Source organism: Flavobacterium sp. LAR06 (assembly GCF_041946075.1).
Lineage (GTDB): Bacteria > Bacteroidota > Bacteroidia > Flavobacteriales > Flavobacteriaceae > Flavobacterium.
In genome coordinates, this window is record NZ_JAUTYT010000004.1 from 175,127 (window position 1) to 195,425 (window position 20,299).

The 20,299-nt window shown below is 32.0% G+C and carries 24 protein-coding genes; 11 read left to right on the forward strand and 13 right to left on the reverse strand.

The features are described from left to right. Positions 1-76 precede the first annotated feature (76 nt). A complete protein-coding gene (locus tag Q7C23_RS07600; RefSeq protein ID WP_375031940.1) occupies positions 77-1,153 on the forward strand; it encodes a glycosyltransferase family 4 protein in 1,077 nt (358 codons plus the stop codon). Between the two features lie 2 nt (positions 1,154-1,155). Here Q7C23_RS07600 and Q7C23_RS07605 read toward each other — a convergent pair whose 3' ends face one another. Further along, positions 1,156-2,022 (reverse strand): hypothetical protein, encoded by an 867-nt coding sequence (locus tag Q7C23_RS07605; protein WP_375031941.1) that lies wholly within the window; start codon positions 2,020-2,022, stop codon positions 1,156-1,158. Between the two features lie 125 nt (positions 2,023-2,147). Here Q7C23_RS07605 and Q7C23_RS07610 point away from each other — a divergent pair, with 125 nt between their 5' ends. Continuing rightward, entirely contained in the window at positions 2,148-3,158 is a 1,011-nt protein-coding gene (locus tag Q7C23_RS07610; protein WP_375031942.1) for a glycosyltransferase family 2 protein, read from the forward strand. Here Q7C23_RS07610 and Q7C23_RS07615 read toward each other — a convergent pair whose 3' ends face one another. Genes Q7C23_RS07615 through Q7C23_RS07645 form a run of 7 tightly spaced genes read right to left on the reverse strand, consistent with a single transcriptional unit; the run spans position 3,159 to position 8,942 of the window. Further along, complete coding sequence (locus Q7C23_RS07615) at positions 3,159-4,124, reverse strand: glycosyltransferase (RefSeq protein ID WP_375031943.1); 966 nt, start codon at positions 4,122-4,124, stop codon at positions 3,159-3,161. Between the two features lie 46 nt (positions 4,125-4,170). Further along, positions 4,171-4,806, reverse strand: a complete 636-nt coding sequence (locus tag Q7C23_RS07620; RefSeq protein WP_375031944.1) for an acetyltransferase — start codon at positions 4,804-4,806, stop codon at positions 4,171-4,173. Beyond that, complete coding sequence (locus tag Q7C23_RS07625) at positions 4,803-5,849, reverse strand: 3-oxoacyl-ACP synthase III family protein (RefSeq protein ID WP_375031945.1); 1,047 nt, start codon at positions 5,847-5,849, stop codon at positions 4,803-4,805. Before Q7C23_RS07625 ends, Q7C23_RS07620 begins: the two co-directional genes overlap by 4 nt. Then, positions 5,824-6,567: an SDR family NAD(P)-dependent oxidoreductase gene (locus tag Q7C23_RS07630; RefSeq protein WP_375031946.1), complete on the reverse strand. Its 744-nt coding sequence runs from the start codon at positions 6,565-6,567 to the stop codon at positions 5,824-5,826. The genes Q7C23_RS07625 and Q7C23_RS07630 overlap by 26 nt, the downstream gene beginning before the upstream one ends. Continuing rightward, positions 6,567-7,655 (reverse strand): aromatic ring-hydroxylating dioxygenase subunit alpha, encoded by a 1,089-nt coding sequence (locus Q7C23_RS07635; protein ID WP_375031947.1) that lies wholly within the window; start codon positions 7,653-7,655, stop codon positions 6,567-6,569. The genes Q7C23_RS07630 and Q7C23_RS07635 overlap by 1 nt, the downstream gene beginning before the upstream one ends. Further along, positions 7,652-8,707 (reverse strand): 3-oxoacyl-ACP synthase III family protein, encoded by a 1,056-nt coding sequence (locus Q7C23_RS07640; protein WP_375031948.1) that lies wholly within the window; start codon positions 8,705-8,707, stop codon positions 7,652-7,654. Before Q7C23_RS07640 ends, Q7C23_RS07635 begins: the two co-directional genes overlap by 4 nt. Positions 8,708-8,711: 4 nt before the next feature. After that, entirely contained in the window at positions 8,712-8,942 is a 231-nt protein-coding gene (locus Q7C23_RS07645) for a phosphopantetheine-binding protein (RefSeq protein ID WP_089352348.1), read from the reverse strand. 261 nt (positions 8,943-9,203) lie between these two features. On the opposite strand from Q7C23_RS07645, the gene Q7C23_RS07650 reads away from it, so the two are divergent. Together Q7C23_RS07650 and Q7C23_RS07655 are read left to right on the forward strand one after the other, a co-directional pair. Next, the gene (locus Q7C23_RS07650; protein WP_375031949.1) at positions 9,204-10,280 is read left to right on the forward strand and encodes a DegT/DnrJ/EryC1/StrS family aminotransferase; all 1,077 of its coding nucleotides are present in this window, start codon (positions 9,204-9,206) and stop codon (positions 10,278-10,280) included. Positions 10,281-10,315: 35 nt separating this feature from the next. Then, entirely contained in the window at positions 10,316-10,888 is a 573-nt protein-coding gene (locus tag Q7C23_RS07655) for an L-threonylcarbamoyladenylate synthase (protein WP_375031950.1), read from the forward strand. A gap of 77 nt (positions 10,889-10,965) precedes the next feature. Here Q7C23_RS07655 and Q7C23_RS07660 read toward each other — a convergent pair whose 3' ends face one another. Continuing rightward, entirely contained in the window at positions 10,966-12,090 is a 1,125-nt protein-coding gene (locus tag Q7C23_RS07660) for a cysteine desulfurase family protein (protein ID WP_375031951.1), read from the reverse strand. 87 nt (positions 12,091-12,177) lie between these two features. Between Q7C23_RS07660 and Q7C23_RS07665 the strand changes: the two genes are divergently transcribed. After that, a complete protein-coding gene (locus Q7C23_RS07665; RefSeq protein WP_375031952.1) occupies positions 12,178-13,188 on the forward strand; it encodes a hypothetical protein in 1,011 nt (336 codons plus the stop codon). Between the two features lie 149 nt (positions 13,189-13,337). On the opposite strand, the gene Q7C23_RS07670 is transcribed toward Q7C23_RS07665, so the two are convergent. Both Q7C23_RS07670 and Q7C23_RS07675 read right to left on the reverse strand, forming a co-directional pair. Further along, on the reverse strand, positions 13,338-13,889 hold the full coding sequence (locus Q7C23_RS07670) for a Smr/MutS family protein (RefSeq protein ID WP_375031953.1): 552 nt from the start codon (positions 13,887-13,889) through the stop codon (positions 13,338-13,340). Further along, positions 13,879-14,064 carry a hypothetical protein gene (locus Q7C23_RS07675; RefSeq protein ID WP_375031954.1) on the reverse strand — a complete coding sequence of 62 codons (186 nt, stop codon included), beginning with the start codon at positions 14,062-14,064 and terminating at the stop codon, positions 13,879-13,881. Before Q7C23_RS07675 ends, Q7C23_RS07670 begins: the two co-directional genes overlap by 11 nt. A 123-nt stretch (positions 14,065-14,187) precedes the next feature. Here Q7C23_RS07675 and Q7C23_RS07680 point away from each other — a divergent pair, with 123 nt between their 5' ends. After that, on the forward strand, positions 14,188-14,454 hold the full coding sequence (locus tag Q7C23_RS07680; RefSeq protein WP_228519012.1) for a DUF2752 domain-containing protein: 267 nt from the start codon (positions 14,188-14,190) through the stop codon (positions 14,452-14,454). Between the two features lie 12 nt (positions 14,455-14,466). Here Q7C23_RS07680 and Q7C23_RS07685 read toward each other — a convergent pair whose 3' ends face one another. Further along, the gene (locus Q7C23_RS07685) at positions 14,467-15,168 is read right to left on the reverse strand and encodes a DUF1003 domain-containing protein (protein WP_375031955.1); all 702 of its coding nucleotides are present in this window, start codon (positions 15,166-15,168) and stop codon (positions 14,467-14,469) included. Between the two features lie 192 nt (positions 15,169-15,360). On the opposite strand from Q7C23_RS07685, the gene Q7C23_RS07690 reads away from it, so the two are divergent. From Q7C23_RS07690 to Q7C23_RS07710, 5 genes are all read left to right on the forward strand, one after another. After that, positions 15,361-16,152: a serine O-acetyltransferase gene (locus tag Q7C23_RS07690; RefSeq protein WP_375031956.1), complete on the forward strand. Its 792-nt coding sequence runs from the start codon at positions 15,361-15,363 to the stop codon at positions 16,150-16,152. A 1-nt stretch (position 16,153) separates the two neighbouring features. Then, on the forward strand, positions 16,154-17,041 hold the full coding sequence (gene cysM / locus Q7C23_RS07695; RefSeq protein WP_375031957.1) for a cysteine synthase CysM: 888 nt from the start codon (positions 16,154-16,156) through the stop codon (positions 17,039-17,041). A 110-nt stretch (positions 17,042-17,151) separates the two neighbouring features. Then, a complete protein-coding gene (locus tag Q7C23_RS07700; protein WP_375031958.1) occupies positions 17,152-18,138 on the forward strand; it encodes an aldo/keto reductase in 987 nt (328 codons plus the stop codon). A 160-nt stretch (positions 18,139-18,298) separates the two neighbouring features. Continuing rightward, positions 18,299-18,706: a hypothetical protein gene (locus Q7C23_RS07705; protein WP_375031959.1), complete on the forward strand. Its 408-nt coding sequence runs from the start codon at positions 18,299-18,301 to the stop codon at positions 18,704-18,706. Between the two features lie 97 nt (positions 18,707-18,803). Further along, positions 18,804-19,250 carry a hypothetical protein gene (locus Q7C23_RS07710; RefSeq protein ID WP_375031960.1) on the forward strand — a complete coding sequence of 149 codons (447 nt, stop codon included), beginning with the start codon at positions 18,804-18,806 and terminating at the stop codon, positions 19,248-19,250. Here the strand turns inward: Q7C23_RS07710 and Q7C23_RS07715 are convergent. Continuing rightward, positions 19,247-20,140, reverse strand: coding sequence for a sensor histidine kinase (locus tag Q7C23_RS07715; RefSeq protein ID WP_375031961.1), 894 nt, complete (start codon positions 20,138-20,140; stop codon positions 19,247-19,249). The genes Q7C23_RS07710 and Q7C23_RS07715 overlap by 4 nt on opposite strands. Positions 20,141-20,299 lie beyond the last annotated feature (159 nt).

The following is a 20,299-nucleotide window of genomic DNA, read 5'->3' on the forward strand; positions in this document are numbered from 1 at the left end:
AGTTTATTTTATGAAAACAAAAATACGGATAGAATTTTAGACTTCAAATTATTATTGTATTTTCGTTAAAAAAAACATGTCAGATAAGAAAAACGTCTTTCTAGAAACTCACAATATAAACAACAGGGCTACCGGTCTGGGTACGTTTAATTATGAGCTTATTAAGGGATTAAATCAATTAAATTTTGATAGTCTGGAGCTTCATCTTAATTCTGGCAAACCTGATTTACTTAAAAGTGAATTTGGAGATAAATTTGCATATCATAAATACATGTCATTTCACAGGTATAAGCCTTTTAGACCGATGGGAAAATTCGATCTGTGGCATTCTGTAAATCAGAATTCTAAGTTAGAACCCAGAACTAATACTAAATATCTTCTAACAATTCATGATGTAAATTTTGTTGAGGAAATATCTTCTGATATGAATCATAAACGCAATCGCTTGTTCATTGATAAACTACAAAAAGCTACAGCGATAACTTACATTTCTGAATTTGCAAAAAAACAGACACATCAATATTTTCAAGTTCCAAATATTCCTGAACATATAATTTACAACGGAAATCCAATTTCAACTTTACTGGATACTTCAAATTTTGTAGGCAATGTTCCTGTAAATAAACCTTTCTTTTACACTATTGGCGATTTTATAGAGAGGAAAAATTATGTTTCAATCATTAATATGATGAAAGAAATCAAAGATTTTAATTTAATTATTTCAGGAAATAACACCAAAAAATACGGAGAAGTAATTCGAAAATTAATTGATGATAATGGCTTGCAAAATCAGGTTTTTTTAACTGGCAAAGTAAGTGACGAAGGCAAACAATACTATATGAAAAATTGTACTGCTTTTCTTTTTCCATCAATTAGAGAAGGTTTTGGTTTACCTCCTATTGAAGCTATGAGCTTTGGTACGCCGGTATTTTTATCAGACAAAACCTCATTGCCCGAAATCGGTGGTGATATAGCAAATTACTGGACAAATTTTGATCCGGAATACATGAAAGAAGTTCTTTTTAATGGATTAAATCATTTTGAGAATAATAAAAACGAAATAGAAAGACAGCTAAAAAAAAGAGCTGCAAGTTTCGATTGGAAAATTGCAGCTTCAGAATACTTAGATATTTACAAGGAAATTCTAAAATAAAGCTATTTCCTTGTTAAGTGCTTAAACCATTGCCCAAAGTTTTTCTTCCAAATATAAAAAGCTGAGGGCATTAATTTTTGTGCATCAAAATTTTTGATAATTTCATCAATACTATTACCCTCTACGAAGTCTAAACGATTCCATTTTTCCGGTTCAATATAAAAGAAACCACGCATTTCCTTATAGTTACTTTTATTAACCTGCTTCCATTTTCGCATAAAAGAATCTACATTCACCTCATTATTGTGGCCCCAATTCTTAAACTTATATTCTATTTCCTCAGCTGTTCTGGATAAAGTCTCATGCCATAACACATTAGGTGTATAAATAATTCTGCGACGAGTATTTCGAGCAACTTTATAATCTGGGTAATTGGTCGCCATAAGACCTCTGGTAGCTTTATCTACATATAATAAGCCTCCATCTGTATATTTAAACATATTAATTAAATAAGCAGAAATTTGTACCCTGTTTTTTTCGGGATTATCTAAAAAACGATCGTACTTTCTTAAATCATGTACAAACTTTTTAAAATCTATAAAATACTCATCACTATCGACCTGTATAAGCCAATTTCCAATTCCCATTTTCAAAGACAACATATGACGCTCTCTATTATCATTCTCAATAGCAGAAAGTTCCGGTACATAAAAATTGTCTCGATAAATGGTAATTTTATTTTGAGAATCAAACTGTTTTATCCATTCAAAAAACTGCTCATCAGCATCAAAAATTTCACCTGACCAGGTGCGGAATTTTTCATCCACTGCAATAAAGATTGCATCAGAATCATTATACACTAGTGGAATCGAAATTTTTAGTTTTTCGTAATCATAAGAAAATAAAAAGCCAACGTGGATTTTCTTCATTTATTTAGTTTTGTTAGAGCAAAGATAATAACATTCCGAAATTATCGATGAAATTTACTACTGATTCTTTAAGATAATTTTAACTTTAACCTTATCTTTGCTTTGCTTAAACAAAAACCATGCTAATGCTTGAAATTCCTCAAATTTCTGTTATAATTCCTGTTTTTAATGCAGGCCCTTTTTTAAAAGAAAGTATTAAAAGTATCTTAAACCAGTCCCTTTCAAATTTTGAACTTATAATCTTAAATGATAAATCGACTGATAATAGTTTAGATATCATTAAAGAATTACAGTCACTAGATAATAGAATTATTATTATTGACAAATTAGAAAACGTGGGGCCAGCAAACCTTAGGAATGAAGGAATTAACGCTGCAAAAGGTAAGTTTATTGCCTTGATGGACGCTGATGACATTTCTTTGCCAACTCGTTTTGAAAAACAGCTGGAAATATTAGAGAAAAATCCGGAAATTGGAGTTTGCGGTACATGGTTTACTTTTTTTGGATCAACAAAAAACAAAACCATAAAACACAATACAAATCACGATGCAATAAAAGTATCTTTTTTACACAGTTGTAACATTGGAAATCCAACTGTAATGTTTAAAAAAGAAGTTTTAGGTCATTTAAAATTCGATAATGAATATGTTCCGGCTGAGGATTATGATTTATGGAGCAGATTATTAAGTAAAACGAATTTCTGTAATATTCCTGAATCTCTTTTAAATTATAGACTTCACGATAACAATATAAGTAAGACAAAAATTGAAAATACAGAAAGATCTGTAAAAAAGATTAAAATTAATCAATTGCGCAATCTGGAAATAGATGCTGAAGATTCTAAAATTGAATTTTACTTAAATGCTGTTTCATTTAAAAAAGGTCTATCTCCTGAAGAAATTATTGAAACAATTACTGCTTCTCATTTTTTGTTCTCGCAGAATGAAAAATTAGGATACTTTAATCAGGAACTACTTCAAAAACATATTATAAAAAATTTAATACGCATAGTTCGCAACGCTGGCTCCTATAATATTTCATTTTTCAAACATTTAAAGAATAATGAAAATCAATTATTCCAAAAGATAAATTTACTTGACAAGACTATTATTTATTTTAAGTCTTTAATGGGATAATTATATTTGTGATTTAATATAGCGCCACCAGTATTTAAGTTTTAATGATAAGCTTGCTTTATCTAAAAAGTCACTTACAATCCTTTTAAATTGTTCATCTTTTTTAAATTCCTCATTTTTATCCAATTTTAAAGCTTCAAAAACGGAAGCTTTTAAAAGGGAGAACATAACTTTTTGAATGTTTTTTGTTCTGGATTCCGGAATATTTTCTACTATTTCCTTTATATTGAGATAAGATGAATAGCGTTGAAAAAAAGGTTTCTGCAAAGAATAAACCCCACCTGGGTGCCATCTGTAAGCCGCAGCTTGAAAATTCATAAAAGCACCTTTTCCATTACATAGAGCCAGTGAATAAAGAGTATTATCTTTTCCGTATTTAAATTTTTTATAATCTAAAGGATCGACCACATCTTTTCTAAAAACACATGTCAGGGTATAAGTGCAATAAGGATTAAAAAGGGTATCAAAATCGATAGTATAAACTTCTGGCAACGTGTTCTTGAAATCATTAGACACTAGTTCATCTTCTTTTTTATTGTAAAAATCAGTCCACGCAATAACATAATCCTGATTATTTTCTAAAAAATCAACTTGTTTTTGCAGTTTTAATTCATCGATCCAGTAATCATCACCTTCGCATAATGCAATATATTTCCCTTGTGCCATAGGAAAAGTAATATCGCTCCAAAAATTAACTTTTTTAGAATACTGATTTTCTTTTTGTAAAATACACTTAATAATCTGCGGATATTCTTCTGCAAATTCTTTTATAATAGCCTGAGTATTATCTGTAGAGGCATCATCATGTATTATTATTTCAAAAGGAAATTGGGTACGTTGTTTTAAAAAACTTTCCAAAGTTTCTCTGATAAACTTTTCATGATTATAAGCATCACATAAAATGCTTACAAATGGTTTTTGCCCACGTTCTTTCCAATTTAAAATAATAGTGTTTTCGTCTCTCATGAAATATTTCTAAAAATTTTGATAAATGTAGTGCTGCTAAAGGATTCTAAAAATCCAATTTCTTTGCCGGAACTCCAAAAACGGTAGTATTCTCTTTTACGTTTTTAATAACTAAACTTGATGCACCAACTGTCGCACCTTTACGAACGATTATATGCGGCAGTACTGTCGCACGGGTATTGAGCGTTGACTCTTCTTCAAGAATGACAAATCCACCTGTAAAGGAATAAGAACTCAAATGAGCCCATTTTTTAATTTTAGTATCATGCCCTAAACCAACATAACCCTGAATCGTAACAAAATCCTCAATAATACAATCATTGCTAATATTGGCATACATAAAAACAATTAAACCTATTCCAACACAAACATTTGTATTTAATTTTGTAGAGGGATGAATTAAGTTTATAAATCTTCCACCCTTTTCCAAAATTAATTCGGCATAATGTTTTTTCCATTTTACAGTTCCCAATGCACAGACAAAAATATCATTTTCCTGAATTTCATAATCTTCAACAGATGAGATAATTTGAGGATAATTTTCAAAACCATTAAGGGCATCAATTTTATTATCTAAAAACCCCTTAACAACATATTCGATATTATATCCTGAACATTGTATAGCAAGATCATAAACTTCACGTCCAAAGCCTCTTGCTCCTATGATTATCAAATTTTTCATTGCTCTATTTTTAAATTACATGCTGCCCAAGAGTAACCCACTCCAAAACCTGCCAGAATTAAATTTTTAATATTATGCAGTTTTTCTTGTTTTTGAGCTTCATAAAGCGCAATTGGAATTGTTGAAGAAACTGTATTACCACAATGTTCCATTGCTATAAAGAATTTTTCTTCAGGGATTTTTATTTTCTTTCTTAAATGGTTGAGCATGTATTTATTCGCCTGATGAAAAATATACAAATCAATATCGTCTTTTGATAAGCTAGATTTTTCCAGAATTGATTCTGTAAGTTTTGGAACAAATTCTCCAGTAAAATTGAAGATTTCAGTTCCGTTCATGAACAGATTTTTGTCATTTCGAATGTTTCCATATTCATCTTTAATATCCTCATTTTCATTAGAAACCGGAAAACGCATTCCGCCTTGTTTTACAATCAAATTTTCTGCTCCTTTTCCATCGGTACCAAAAACAAAATTCTCAATAGAGCAAAAACCTTTCTCACTTGTTATCAGAGTGGCTGCTGCCGCATCTCCAAAAATGGTTTTATTGCTTTTATCTTTCGGATGAATAAATTTTGAATAGGTTTCTGAAGTAATTAACAAAATGTTTTCAGCCATTCCACCCGCAATAAGCCCCTTTGCCAAACTCAATCCATAAACAAAACCAGAACATCCTAAATTAAAATCTAAAGCTCCAATTGAGGTTTTTAATCCTAGTTTTTCCTGAATAATACAAGCTGTTGTTGGTAAAAAATAATCTGGACTTTGGGTACAAAACAACAAGTAATCAATTGTTGACCGATCTATATTATGTTCTGCAAATAATTTTTCGGCAGCCGAAACAGCCATATCAGATGAAAATTCATCACTTGCACTTATGTGGCGTGAACTGATTCCTGTTTTTGAACTTATTTTTTCAATGTCCCATTCCGGAAATTCCTGATTGATCAAATCATTAGATAAAACAGTTTCAGGGAGATAATATGAAATGGCTTTTATACTCGCTTTCATCTTTAAATTATATTGTTGAAGTTCTTCCTCCATCTAAAACTATGTTTTGTCCCGTGATCCAACTGCTTGCTTCCGATAACAAAAACACAATTGGATTGGCAACCTGAACCGGATCACCATATCCTAAAGGATACTTTTTTTCATCCTGCTGGATAACTTCCAGAGATAGATCCTCTATTGATTTTGAAGTAATCTCCGTTTTTACCATTCCTGGTGAAACGCAATTTACACGGGTTTTACTTACTGCAAACTCACTTGCCCAAACTTTTGAAATAGCAATCAATGCACCTTTACTTGCGGCATAGATTCCATTTCCTTTCATTCCAAACAAACCCGCAATTGAAGAAACTAAAACAATTGAACTGCCTTTATTAATTTTTTTCTTTTTGAAAATTAAGTTTATCAAATAGGCAATCGAATCAAAATTTATACTTCTCATTTCATTCATTAATTCTTCTGAATAAAATTTAACAGGAGCCAAAGAAACAATTCCTGCAGAATGAACAATTCCGTCAATATTTTCAATTGTATCAACAATAATTTTAATATCCTCCATTTTAGATAAATCTGCGGTTATAAAACTATGTCCCGTTCTGCATTCTTCTACTAGTTTTTCCAGAAAATCTTTACGTCTGGCTACCGCTATAAAAGTACCGCCTTGCCTTGCAATTGCCAGACAGGTTTCATAACCAATTCCTGAAGAAGCTCCAGTTACAAGTATTTTTTTTCCTGATAAATCAAATGGATTCATTATATATTTTTTAATTCTTTTTGTTTATTAAAATATTCGTAAAACTTTAAAATTCGAAACTCTTCATCACCAAAAATCGGAGAGTGGTTCTTAAAATTAACGAGATTGGACTGAATATTTTCTACAATTTTTTTATCTTCATTTAAGACTAAATCGAGAGAATCATTAGAACTATTATTAATAAAATCAATAATATTTTGTTCTGATTCGCTTAACTCTTTTTCAAATTTTGAAGAAAAATAGCGTACTCTTAAATTTGTTTTAGAAGGAGATTCGGGAAGCATAAATCCAAAGTAAAATCCTTTTCCCTCTACAGAACTTATAAATGCATTAGGATAAATATAAAAATGCAGATATCCTTGTGTTTTTAAAGTTCTGTTTGACAAAGATTTTTCGATAATTTTATTAGGCTTTACATCCTCTCTTTTTGGGAATTCACACCAGCTATGTCCTTCAAAAAAATCAAATTTCTCAGGAGGTACAGAGCCAAATCCCATTTTTGCAAATGAATTTTCGTGTATAGAGGTACAATGATAACACTCTAAAACATTTTCAACCAAAAGTTTCCAATTTGCTTTATGTTCTATAGTATAATCTATTGTCTTTGTCCCAAAATGTAAACTTATCTCTTCAAGTGGAGCATATATATTTCCTAAATACTGTTCTAAATTTTTATCGAATTCCTTGTTTAATTTCAGAAAAACAAAATCCCCACAAAAGGCAATTTCATACTCTTTAAGCCTTAATTCATTTATATGATCTTTTTCAAATGAATTTCGGCACATTAAACCAATAACATTCCCTTTTTTTCCGTAAGTCCAGTTATGATACAAGCATGACGATACTCTGTTCCCACAAGGTTCCTCGTGTATGGTATTAAATCTGTGAAGACAAACATTCTGAAAAGATTTTATTGAACCATTAAAATTCTGAATGAAAATTTTATTTCCATAATATTCAAAAGTCAAAAAGTCATTATTATTTTCTAATTCCTTTTTATGTCCTGCTAAAATCCAGGATTCATTAGAAAACAAAGACTTCTCTTTTGAATAAACCTCTTCCTCTATATAATCTAAATTCTTTATCATATTTCGATCAAATCTGAAATCACAACATTATTGAGCCTGATTTTAGCTGTTCCCCATGATAAACCAACTCCAAATCCACAAATTATCAAATCTTTAGAAGTGTTTGTCAAATTTTCTTTCAATTCAGCAACGATAGTTAAAGGAATTGTAGCAGAAGAAGTATTTCCAAATTCTTTTAGAGAATACGGAACTTTTTCAACTGGTAACTTTAATTTTTTAACAATCATTTTATTCATCATTAAATTAGCCTGATGAAATACAAAATGATCTATGGCATCCTTATCAATTTCAAATTTCTCAATAAGTTTATTTACCGTTTTTGGAGCTTGTGAAATTCCGAAGCCAAAAACATCCATTCCGTCGAGAACCAAATTGCAGGAATTACGGCTAATTCCCTCTTCGCTTTTTGTTACTTTAAGAGAATCTTCATTTATTCTGTTTCTTGATCCTCCGTCTGGTATAATAATAGCTTTATATCCAGAACCATCTGTACCTAAATCAAACAATAGATTTTCTGCACTCTCATCAAATTCAAACGCTGTCGCACTTCCTCCGTCACCAAAAAGCGGAACGGTACTCTTATCTGTTTTTGAAAGCAATTTACTGCTGGTATCTCCGGCTAAAAGCATCCCTTTTTTTAAACCTGCCGCTTTCATCATACCCGCAATAATAGAAATCCCGTACACATAACCAGAACACCCCAAAGGAACATCAAAGGCAATACAGTCTGTAGAAAAACCTAATCGATTCTGAAGTATTGCTGCAGAAACCGGTAAAATATAGTCGGCAGTCTGAGAAACAAAAACCAGGATTTCGATTTCGTCTTTCTGCCAATTTAGATCTGTAATTAATTTTTCAGCAGCCTCACAGCATAAGTCAGAGGTACAAATTTCTTTTGTCGCAATACGACGTTCTTCAACTCCGGTTGCATCAATGAATTTTTGAATTTCCTCCTGCGTTAATATTTCCAAATCGACATTACGTTCCTTATTTTTAGGAACACAGGAAGAAATACCTTTTATTGCAATATCATTTACTGAAAAAGCTGCCATTTAATTATCCTTTATTTTTAATGATTTCGAAAATATCGTTTAATGAGTTAGAAGATTTAATATCATCTCCTGTCAATTTCACAGAATATTCTTCATCAGCCATAGCAATTAATGAAAGTGCAGTTAATGAATTCCACTCGTCTAAATCTCTAAAAACAGTTTCTTGTGTAATTAATGCCGCGTCCGTATCATCTAAAATGTCTGCAAAATTTCGCAAAAAAGTGTTGATTTCCATAGTATTCTTAAATTATTTTGAGTTTATTATTTAAATTTAGTTTTATAAAAAAATCAAATAAAAAAATATTCATTTGATGGTAAGAAAAAAATGATCTTAAAATACTGTCATTCAAACATGTCGGTTACTAATATTCTTCCACATATAGTTATAATGAGCACTTATGTCGAAAATTAAGGTTTCTTTTCCTATTTTTACCCCACAAATATAACAATAGTTTGCCCTTTTAAGGTAAATTAAACTCACTAATCAAATAATTAAATGATTCCTGTAACCAAAACCTTTTTACCACCACAAGAAGAATACAATTCTTTTGTAAAACGTGCATGGGATAAAGCTTGGCTCACAAATCGAGGTGAACTTACCTTAGAATTAGAAGACAAACTAAAGAACTATCTTGATGTCTCTCATCTGATAATTACAAATAACGGTACAATTCCTATTCAAATTGCATTAAAATTATTTGGTAAAGGTGGAGAAATCATCACAACACCTTTTTCTTATGTTGCAACTTCTGCAGCCATTGTGTGGGAAAATTGCACACCTGTTTTTGTCGATATCCATTCAGAGTATTTAACTATTGATGAGACTAAAATAGAAAGCGCAATAACAGCAAAAACAACTGCTATATTAGCCACTCATGTTTTTGGAAATCCATGTAATATTGAGGCTATTGAAAGTATTGCAAAAAAACACAACCTAAAAGTCATTTATGATGCAGCGCATTGTTTTGGGGTGAAATACAACAATAAATCAGTATTTAACTTTGGAGACGTAAGCACCTGTAGTTTTCATGCGACCAAACTATTTCATACTGGCGAGGGCGGTGCAATGTTCTGCAATACCAAAGACATTTATCATCAATTATTTTATAGCCATAACTTTGGCCATAACGGCCCATTAGAATTTCATGGGTTAGGAATTAATGCAAAGATTTCTGAGCTACAATCAGCAATGGGTCTGGCTGTATTTCCGTACATGGACCATATTATCACTGAAAGGGAAAAAGTAGTGAATTTTTATAATGAAAATTTAGACTTCAAAACTGTAAGTACTATAAAAATAAGAGAAAATACGGAATGGAATTATAGCTATTATCCTTTAATTTTTGATTCTGAAACTACTTTATTTAAAGTTCAGGTAGCATTACTGCAAGAAAACATTCTGCCAAGACGCTACTTTTATCCTTCCTTAAACACAATTGAATATATAAAAGGAGATGAAATGCCAATTTCAGAAGCTATTGCTTCCCGAATATTGTGTTTACCGCTTTACGTAGGAATTCCGACGGAAACTTTAAAAAAGATAGTCGATATTATTAATACTCACACCTTATAGTATTTGTTTCATTTTAATCAAATATTTCTAAAATTATGAATCAAGACATAAACACTGAAATCCATAACGCTTACGAAGTTATTAAAGAAGGCGGAATTATCCTCTATCCTACTGATACCGTTTGGGGAATTGGTTGTGATGCAACAAATCCAGAAGCTGTTGCAAAAATCTACAAATTAAAGCAACGTGCCGAAACACAAAGCATGATTGTTTTGATGAATGGAGAAAAAATGATGTATAATGTTTTCAAAGACATTCCAGAAGTTGCCTGGCAGATTTTAGATTTATCTGAAAAACCAACTACTTTAATATTAGACGGACCAAGAAATGTGGCTGCCAATATCATTGCAGCAGATAACTCTCTTGGAATACGTTTAGTAAAAGAACCTTTTTGCTTTAAATTATTAGAACGAATGAAAAAACCTTTAGTTTCAACTTCGGCTAATATTTCAGGACAACCAACTCCAATTGCATTCAAAGATATCAATCCTGAAATTGTGAAAGGAGTTGATTATGTTGTGAATTTATATCATGATAAAGTTGCAGGAAAACCCTCTACAATCATAAAACTGACGAATGATTCGCAGGTGAAAGTGATACGTAAGTAATTTTAGATTGCAGATTTTAGATTATTAAAATCTGCAAAAAACCTCTGAATCTCTTTTTATTTGAGCCTTTACACCTCTTAAACAGTTTTCAAACTCTCAATAAGCCAATCAATATCTTCTTTGGTGTTGTAATGACTAAATGAAATTCGGAGATTTGGTAATTTTAAATCCGTCTCCGATAGCATTTCTTTTAATACATGTGAAGGCTTTATGCTTCCGGATTGGCAGGCACTTCCTCTTGAAACAGCAATTCCTTTCATATCCAAGCTAAACAACAACATTGAAGTTTTCTCTGAAGAAAAAGGCAAAATGATATTTATGATATTGTAAAAATCTTCTTTTTTTCCGTTGATTCTAAAATCTGGAAAATGATTTTCAAGTTGTTCTATCAGGTACATTTTTAAGTCGGAAATGTATTTTCTTTCTACATCTAAATTTTCATAAGAAACAGACAAAGCTTTAGCCATTCCAGCTATTTGATGTACTGCTTCGGTTCCAGCACGCAGACCCTTTTCTTGCTCTCCTCCAAAAAGCAAAGGCTGTAAACCCGAGTTTTTACGAACAAAAGCAAAACCAACTCCTTTTGGACCGTGAAATTTATGTGCACTTGCCACTATAAAATCAACTGTAGTTTTTTGCAGGTCGATCTCAGTTTTACCAACTGACTGCACAGTATCTGAGTGAAATAAAGTGTTATATTGCTTGCAGATTACACCAACTCGATCCAAATCTAAAATAGTTCCGGTTTCGTTATTAACATGCATCAAACTTACTATAGTCTTTTTTTCTTCAGATAATAAATTAGATAAATGAGTTAGATCGATACTTCCATCATGGTTTATTTTTACATAATCAACCTGAATATTATAATCAGACTGCAATGCTAAAACAGTATATAAAACTGCGTGATGTTCGATTTTAGAAGTAATAATGCGCTCCACACCCAAATCTTCTACAGCTGAACGAAGAACCCAGTTATCTGCTTCTGTTCCACCAGAAGTAAAAATAATTTCCTGGGCAGAGCAATTTAAATGTTTAGCAATGCTTTTTCTGGAAAGCTCTAAAATAGTCTTACCATTTCGTCCAAAACTATGTGTAGAAGATGGATTACCAAAATCTTCCGTCATAACCTTAGTCATTTCCTGAATCACTTCAGGACGCATCGCTGTTGTTGAGGCGTTATCGAGATATACTTTTTTCATTACTGCAAAGTTAAGAAATATCAATTGTCAAATCTTAAATATCATTTGCCAAATTTTTCACTATTTTTGAGCCAAATAAAATTTACAATGAAAAAATATGCAAGCCTTCTATTATTCGCTCTATTACTAAACGGTTGCGATGATGGTGATTTAACAGTTGATACGATCGATTTTGAAGATGTCACTTCGGCAAGTTGTGACCCTCTTACCAATACTTTAATTTATAAATTAAAACCTCAGGAATCATTATTATTGAACATGCTTCCGAACAAAATTCTTAACAAACCAACACTAGAAGGTGCAGATCCCCTAACTTATACAATTGATGACAAAGATTACCGTGTTGTGTATAGAGCCTATGATGGTACCGTTGCACAAGAAAACATTTGTGGCTCAATACCTCCAAAGACACCTAATGTTACCGAGGAATGGATAGCAAAGCCAGGTGGAACAATTGAAATTAGAACTAGTGAAGTTTATAGAACACCCGCACCAGCCGATGGTCATACTGAAATTATAGGCTACAACCACAATATTATTTTCAGAAACATTACCTTTCTAAAACCTAATCAACCAGAACAAGTTCAACCGGAATACGTCTTTGGGGATTTTCTCACCAATGTTGATGCCGTAGTTGTGAGTTTCTTAGAACCTGAAAATGCAAAGTATTGCCCTGAATTCAAAAAAGTATTCAATAATAATACTTCCAATTCATTGGTTATTGAAAATTTTGATGGAGCAAATTTAATCAAAAACGAAGATACTCCAACTGGAACACCGAGAACAAGTCTTATTAATTTGAATGCTACAACAAACAATCTTTATTACAGAACCTATAATGGTAACCTTCCTTTAGCTGCAAATGAAAATTATTATTGTCTGGAAAAAACACCAACTAATCCAACTGTAAAAGATACGTGGGTAGGTGTAGCAGGAGTTGCAAATGTAAGTGGTATAATCGAAGTTACCACAACATCTAGTCTTAAGGTTTTTAAACATCAGATTGTACTTAAAAACGTAACACTCACAAAAGACAACAGTACTTTTAAACTTGCAACTAATTTTATATTAGGAACAGTAACAACTATTGCACCATAAAACACAACCTTATATCTAGCATTAAAAAGCAAATCTAAATTCTTATAAAAACATCCACTTTTCAAAACTGATTTCATTACAAATTCAGAAAGAAAAACGGATGTTTTTTTATGCTTATAAAACAGCTATTCAATATGCAAAAATTACTCTTATTTAATATTTTGCCTAAAATAAACTTCTGTTGCACCTAAGCCATATTTTTGATAATTGGCATCCTGAAAATCTACTCCGTCGTAACGGCCCAATAAAAAATCAAGTTCTGCCTTTAAAATTCCTTCGCCGACACCGTGAATAAAAACGATTTTTGGAATTCGGTTTCTGATCGCAAATTCTATGTGTCTTTTTGCTGTTTCTATTTGCAAAGTCAAAATATCATAATTAGACATTCCGCGTTTATTTGGAACCAGTTTTTCGATGTGCAAATCAAATTCAGGAGCCGAAATTTCGCGCTTATCTTTCTTTTCTTTCACAAAACTCCTTGCTTTCGGCTCTGCTTTCTCTTTTGAAACAGCATCTAAATCAATTCTTTTAATAGAATTCATTAAATTACTGGAATCCTGAATCTTAAGTAATTCATTGACAAAAAATGTCATCATAAAACCATCCTCAGTTTCAATCAAAACCTCATTGTTTTTCACTGAAACCACTATTCCGTTTATGGCCTCGTCTAAGACTGAAACCTTATCTCCTTTAGTCAACATCCTGCTCCTCTTTATCTTGATTTTTACTTGGTGTTTTTGCACTTAACTGCATCATTCCATACATGAAAACTGCAATTGCAACTACCATTATATAGACATTTTTTTCTTCTGACACCTGCTCATATAACGCAACCGAAATCGCAAGAATCATTATTAAAATTTTAAAAGCTTTCATATATTTAAGTATAAGAGTTCAAAAGTATGAAACTTTAAAATAGCAGTTTCCAACTCCTGAATTGTTATCAATATTTTTTTTGTAAAATTGTAAAAAATAAACGCTGTGGTTTTAGAGAAATATATGCTGCCTTGTCTGTTCAAAACACTCTTCGGAATTGAGTGTTTAGGGTGTGGCTTTCAGCGTTCTGTATTCTTACTTTTTAAAGGTGAATTCTTAGCCGCTTTTAAGATGTATCCGGCACTCTACTCGACCCTCTTATTTTTTATTTTTTTGTTTTTTTATTTTTTAAATAAATCGCAGACCCGAAAAAAAATGGCCTGGAATATGGCGATCATAAATATCGTTTTTATGCTTGGCGGATATTATTACAAACATTTCTATTTGTAGTTTTTGTAAGAATTATTTTTTGATCTGATTCAAAATATCATTCATCATTTCGATTTGCACTTTCTGAATTTCAATTAATTCTTGTTGCTGATGCATGATCAAATGATCAATTTTATCATGAATCATTCTGATCTCTAATTCTGATTTCAGGTTGATCATATAATCCTTTTTTGCTCGAGTGCGATCTTTTTCTTCCTGACGATTTTGACTCATCATAATTACCGGAGCTTGCAAAGCTGCTATACAGGATAAAATTAAATTCAACAAAATAAACGGATACGGATCAAAACCTTTGTTTACCAAAATATAAACATTCGAACCAATCCAAACTACAATAAAAGCTAAAAACGAAATGATAAAAGTCCAGCTTCCGCCAAAATCAGCCACCTTATCTGCTATTTTTTGACCAAAACTTCTTGTTTCTTCTTCATCTTCAACAATGCTTACTATCGATTTATCTTCTTTTAAAGATGTAATTACATTTTTTTCCAGATCTGACAGTGCACCCATTTCTGCAGATAAATAATTAGAAATGTATTTTTGTCGATACACATTTAATTCCTGAACCCCAATGCAATCAGTATCACAAAATGATGGATAATCTTTAATAATAAGCCCTAAAACAGGGTCATGTATTGATTTTCCATAAATTTTCTCACTTTCCGGAAATTCACGATTAGAAATAGCACTTTTAAAAGTCGAATTGTTTTTCATTTGTATAAAATTTACTGGCTAATTTAAGCATTTAACTTTTTAGCAATAACATAATTCCTATGTTTCTAAAATTCCTTTAATTATCACAAATCGAATTCTCAGAACAAAATTTCTTTAGGCATTTCGTACTTCTATTTACAAAAAACACCTTACTTTTAACGTTTCAAATTTATCCATTCAATTTTTATAATTGTGTCTAGAAATCTCATCATACAAAATATAAAAGCTTTAAAAAGCCATTCCAATATTAACTACGGAATCAAAACTAAAACAGAAGATTTTACGGAAAAGCTTTTCTATACCCTTTTTGATTCAAATGCACCCTTAGATCAAAGCATCGACGAACTCGAAATACGCTTTAAGGAAATTGCGGTTTTAGCCTGTAAAAAACCAGAAAACTTATGCGAATCTATTTGGGATCGTTTTCTGGAAAAACTTCCTGGAGTTTTGGAAAAATTAAATCAGGATGCCGAATATATTTTAGAAAATGATCCTGCATCAAACAGCATTGACGAAGTGTATTTAGGTTACCCAGGTTTTTATGCGATTGCCATTTACAGATTAAGTCATGAACTGTATCAGCTTGATTTATTATTATTTTCAAGATTAATGAGCGAATATGCACATAGAATTACCGGAACTGATATTCACGCAGGTGCTAAAATTGCTTCGCCGTTTTTTATTGATCACGCTACCGGAATTGTAATTGGAGAAACTACCGTTATCGAAAAACACGTAAAAATTTATCAGGGTGTTACGCTTGGAGCTTTGAGTGTAAGCAAAGAAATGAAAAACGCAAAACGACATCCTACAGTAGAAAAAAATGTATGTATTTATGCCAATGCAACAATTTTGGGAGGCGAAACTATTATTGGAAAAAATAGTATTGTTGGAGGAAATGCCTGGATTACCAAATCTATACCCGCAGATTCTATCGTTTTGAACACCACAACAACTGAAGTTAAAATAAAAGAAAAAAAATAAAATGGGTCCACAGAAATTGCTAAACCTAATTGGAAATACTCCATTAATGGAAACTGTCAATTTGGTTAAAAATAAAAACGTAAAGCTTTTGCTGAAACTTGAAGGAAATAATCCCGGAGGAAGCGTAAAAGACAGAGCGGCTTACAACATGATTGCATCTGCACTTGAGAGAGGTGACATTAAAAAAGGAGATAAATTAATTGAGGCAACAAGTGGCAATACCGGAATTGCCCTTGCCATGATTGCTCAATTATTTCAAATAGAGATTGAATTGGTATTACCGGAAGATTCTACAAAAGAAAGAACTCAAACCATGCGCGCTTATGGCGCTACAGTGATTTTAACACCTGCTAGCGAAGGAATTATTGGTTCACGTGACTATGCCGATAAAAAAGTCGCAGAAGGCGGTTATTTGATGTTAAATCAGTTTGCTAATGATGACAACTGGAAAGCGCATTATAAAACCACTGGTCCGGAAATCTGGAATGACACTGAAGGAACTGTAACGCATTTTGTTTCGGCAATGGGAACAACAGGAACAATCATTGGAACTTCGACTTATTTGAAAGAAAAAAATCCGGCGATCCAAATCATAGGGGCGCAACCAAGTGATGGATCTCAAATTCCCGGAATTCGTAAATGGCCTCAGGAATATTTACCGAAAATATTTGATGCTTCAAAAGTTGACACTGTTATTGATGTAAGCGAAGAAGAAGCCAGAGCAATGACCAAAAGATTAGCGCTTGAAGAAGGTGTTTTTGCCGGAATGAGCAGTGGAGGCTCTGTTGCGGTAGCCTTAAAAATAGCTGAGCAACTAGAATCTGGCGTTATTGTAGCCGTTATCTGTGATCGCGGCGATCGATATCTTTCTTCGGATTTATTTGATTAAAAAAAAGATGCTAAGATTTTAGAAACTTAAAAAATTAGCCCTAAAACATAGCTTTCATAACTAAAAAAACTTAGAATCTTAGCATCTCAGAACCTTAGCAACTTAAAAACATGAACTACAGAAAACTCGGAAAAACAAACTTTAATATATCAGAAATCTCACTTGGCACCTGGCAGGTTGGAGGAAAATGGGGATCGGCTTTTGATAATAAAACAGCAGACGAACTTTTAAACGCTGCAATTGATAATGGTGTAAATTTTATTGATACTGCAGATGTTTATGAAAACGGCTTAAGCGAAACTGCTGTAGGAAGAGTTGTGCGTTCAAGATCCGAACGAATTTATGTAGCCACAAAATGCGGCCGTCAAATTAATCCGCATGTTAATGATGGGTACCAACCAAAAGTCCTTCAGAAATTTGTTGAAGACAGTTTGAAAAGAATGAATTTAGAAACACTGGATTTAATTCAGCTGCACTGCCCTCCTACTGAAGTTTACTACAGACCTGAGATCTTTGAAATGTTTGATCGCTTAAAAGATCAGGGGAAAATTTTAAATCTTGGTGTCAGTGTCGAAAAAGTCGAAGAAGCTCTAAAAGCAATTGAATATTCGAATGTAACGACGGTACAAATTATTTTTAATTTATTTCGTCAGCGCCCTTCACAATTATTCTTCTCTGAAGCCAGAAAAAAAGACATTGGAATCATTGCCCGAGTTCCTTTAGCAAGTGGCCTTTTAACAGGTAAATTTGATGCCAAAACGACTTTTGAACCACAAGACCATCGCAATTTTAATCGTAATGGAGATGCTTTTGATAAAGGTGAAACTTTTTCAGGTATCGATTACAATTTAGGATTAGAAGCTGTTGAAAAACTTAAAGCATTATTTCCTGAAGCAAGTAATCTTGCTCCTATTGCTTTACAATGGATTTTGAATTTTCAAGATATCAGCTGTATTATTCCCGGAGCTTCTACAGCAAATCATGTTATGTCAAATTTATCGGTTTATGATTTACCTGAATTAACTCCGGAAAAAATTAAAGCCATGAACGCGATTTACGAAGAATATATAAAACCTTCGGTACATCATTTATGGTAATCTAAGGTTCTGAAGTTCTAAGGCACTAAGATTCTAAGTTTTTTTTTATTATGATACTTAAATCTAAAAAAGTAAAGGCTCAGAAACTTAGTCTCTTTTTAACGCAACCTTTTTCCTATTAAAGCATCTGATAATAAAACAACCTAACATTTCACTAACCATGAAGAAACTGACTTTTATTATCTGTACAATTTGTCTGGTATTTTTTTCGTGCAGCAACGATGATAGTGCTGACAGAGAAAGAGATTATCAAAATTTAGGAAAGATGTATCGCGAAATACTTTCGCTTTCTAAAGTTAATTCAGAGCTTTGCACAGATTCTGATGGATGGGACTTTACTGCAATTGGTTCTAAAGCTTGTGGCGGATCTGCAGGTTATATTGCTTATTCAAAAAAAATCGACAAAACTGAATTTCTCGCTAAGGCAAAAGCCTATACAGATGCAGAGACTGCTTTTAATAAAAAATGGAGCGTAGTATCAACTTGCGATGTTGTAACACCTCCTGCAGGAGTTGAATGTGTTGACGGAAAACCTAAACTTTCTTACATAACACCGTCTGAAAAGTAATCATAGGTGCTAAAATTCTGAGTCAGAAAGATAGAATAATCAAAATCTGACAAAACTTAGTGCCTTAGAGACTCAGAAACGTAGTGACTTAAAAAAAATGCGAAAAAAATCTAAATTTAAAGAATGGTTTGATCGTTACAAATATGCTGAATTAGCAAGTACTAGTGCCGCACTTACTGCTTCTTTATTTAGTAAAATTTATAATGGATTAACAACAGCCTATATTATAACTTTTTCAGAATATTTGGCTTTTTACAGTGTCATTTTTATTTCAGCTTATAAAAAACTTGCAAAGCAAAATAAAGCACTACATAAAGTAACAACTTCGAAGGAAATTCTTTTACTGTTGAAAAATTTAGTCTTAGAGTTTGGCTATCCGGCATTTTTAGACTTTTTGGTAATTCGTCCTTTTTGCATGTACTGGATGCCCATTTTATTTGGGAATTATTTTTTCGGAATTATTTTTGGAAAAATAGCAGCCGATTTATGTTTTTACTTTTTTACTATTGTCAATTATGAGCTTATCAAAAAGAGAGAGAATTAAATATCAAATTCAATCTTAAACTCAGCACCCCTGTTCTTACCTTCACTGGCAGCACTTAAAGTCCCTTTATTTCTTTCAATAATTTTCTTGCATAAATAAAGCCCTATTCCAGTTGAAGATTCATTTGCAGTTCCTAACCGGCTCATTTTGGTGAATTTTTTAAACAATTCTTCAATCTGATTTTTATCAAAACCAATTCCTTTATCTACCACTGTAAATATCAATTTTGAGTCTTCCTTATAGATTCTGGCCTTAATTTCACTGTCAAAATAAGAAAATTTCACCGCATTGCTTATTAGATTGACCATTACCTGAATCAATAAACCTTCATCAATTTTAAGAACTGCCGATTCCGTTTCTAAACTCAGACTTAATTTAATATTCTTATCAATTAAACGTTGCTCAATCTGCTCATTAATAAAAGGTAAAATATTAGGAAATATTATTTCCCGGGGTTCCTGATTAAATTTTGCAACCTGATCTTGTTCTTTTAACAGTTTTATAAAATTCTCGATATAGCGAAATTGCAAATTGGTAGATTCACAAATTAAATCGGCTAAATGTTTAATTGATTCTGAAGGATTTTCGCTAAGAATCAATTTTGCCAGTCCTTGTGGGTTTCCTGCGAAATTTTTCAAATCATGCGAAAGCATATAAATCAAATCTTGTTTTTCGTTTATAAAACTTTCTGCTTCATATATCGATTCCTGAATATTACACATTAACAAACCTGCTTCATCAGTATATTCAGTAGGCAAAACAGAAAGTTTTCTGCTACTTCTATAATCATCTAATGCTTTTGAAGCTTTTGAAATAGGTTTTATCAATTGATTCAATACCAATAGCGTTATTGCAGTCGCCAACAAAGTCATTGCTAAAGAAAAAATCAAAATAGATGTAGGCGAAACATTATGCGAGTAAAATAGCACAAAAAATAAAATTCCGATTAAAGGAATGTGAATACCTATGAAGGCAACAAACAGAAATTTGAATGCATAACTTTTTTTCAGAAAGTTTATTTGTGAAAGATTGTGATACAAATTCATAAA

Bases quoted from the DNA above. Each gene is read 5' to 3' on its own strand.
- Q7C23_RS07620 (WP_375031944.1), bottom strand. From the start codon at position 4,806: ATGAAAAATTTGATAATCATAGGAGCAAGAGGCTTTGGACGTGAAGTT.
- Q7C23_RS07635 (WP_375031947.1), bottom strand. From the start codon at position 7,655: ATGATAAAGAATTTAGATTATATAGAGGAAGAGGTTTATTCAAAAGAG.
- Q7C23_RS07640 (WP_375031948.1), bottom strand. From the start codon at position 8,707: ATGGCAGCTTTTTCAGTAAATGATATTGCAATAAAAGGTATTTCTTCC.
- Q7C23_RS07610 (WP_375031942.1), top strand. From the start codon at position 2,148: ATGCTTGAAATTCCTCAAATTTCTGTTATAATTCCTGTTTTTAATGCA.
- cysM (WP_375031957.1), top strand. From the start codon at position 16,154: ATGGGTCCACAGAAATTGCTAAACCTAATTGGAAATACTCCATTAATG.
- Q7C23_RS07650 (WP_375031949.1), top strand. From the start codon at position 9,204: ATGATTCCTGTAACCAAAACCTTTTTACCACCACAAGAAGAATACAAT.
- Q7C23_RS07670 (WP_375031953.1), bottom strand. From the start codon at position 13,889: ATGTTGACTAAAGGAGATAAGGTTTCAGTCTTAGACGAGGCCATAAAC.
- Q7C23_RS07655 (WP_375031950.1), top strand. From the start codon at position 10,316: ATGAATCAAGACATAAACACTGAAATCCATAACGCTTACGAAGTTATT.
- Q7C23_RS07710 (WP_375031960.1), top strand. From the start codon at position 18,804: ATGCGAAAAAAATCTAAATTTAAAGAATGGTTTGATCGTTACAAATAT.
- Q7C23_RS07605 (WP_375031941.1), bottom strand. From the start codon at position 2,022: ATGAAGAAAATCCACGTTGGCTTTTTATTTTCTTATGATTACGAAAAA.
- Q7C23_RS07680 (WP_228519012.1), top strand. From the start codon at position 14,188: ATGCTGCCTTGTCTGTTCAAAACACTCTTCGGAATTGAGTGTTTAGGG.
- Q7C23_RS07645 (WP_089352348.1), bottom strand. From the start codon at position 8,942: ATGGAAATCAACACTTTTTTGCGAAATTTTGCAGACATTTTAGATGAT.
- Q7C23_RS07615 (WP_375031943.1), bottom strand. From the start codon at position 4,124: ATGAGAGACGAAAACACTATTATTTTAAATTGGAAAGAACGTGGGCAA.
- Q7C23_RS07660 (WP_375031951.1), bottom strand. From the start codon at position 12,090: ATGAAAAAAGTATATCTCGATAACGCCTCAACAACAGCGATGCGTCCT.
- Q7C23_RS07685 (WP_375031955.1), bottom strand. From the start codon at position 15,168: ATGAAAAACAATTCGACTTTTAAAAGTGCTATTTCTAATCGTGAATTT.
- Q7C23_RS07675 (WP_375031954.1), bottom strand. From the start codon at position 14,064: ATGAAAGCTTTTAAAATTTTAATAATGATTCTTGCGATTTCGGTTGCG.
- Q7C23_RS07630 (WP_375031946.1), bottom strand. From the start codon at position 6,567: ATGAATCCATTTGATTTATCAGGAAAAAAAATACTTGTAACTGGAGCT.
- Q7C23_RS07665 (WP_375031952.1), top strand. From the start codon at position 12,178: ATGAAAAAATATGCAAGCCTTCTATTATTCGCTCTATTACTAAACGGT.
- Q7C23_RS07625 (WP_375031945.1), bottom strand. From the start codon at position 5,849: ATGGAGGAAGAACTTCAACAATATAATTTAAAGATGAAAGCGAGTATA.
- Q7C23_RS07700 (WP_375031958.1), top strand. From the start codon at position 17,152: ATGAACTACAGAAAACTCGGAAAAACAAACTTTAATATATCAGAAATC.
- Q7C23_RS07600 (WP_375031940.1), top strand. From the start codon at position 77: ATGTCAGATAAGAAAAACGTCTTTCTAGAAACTCACAATATAAACAAC.
- Q7C23_RS07705 (WP_375031959.1), top strand. From the start codon at position 18,299: ATGAAGAAACTGACTTTTATTATCTGTACAATTTGTCTGGTATTTTTT.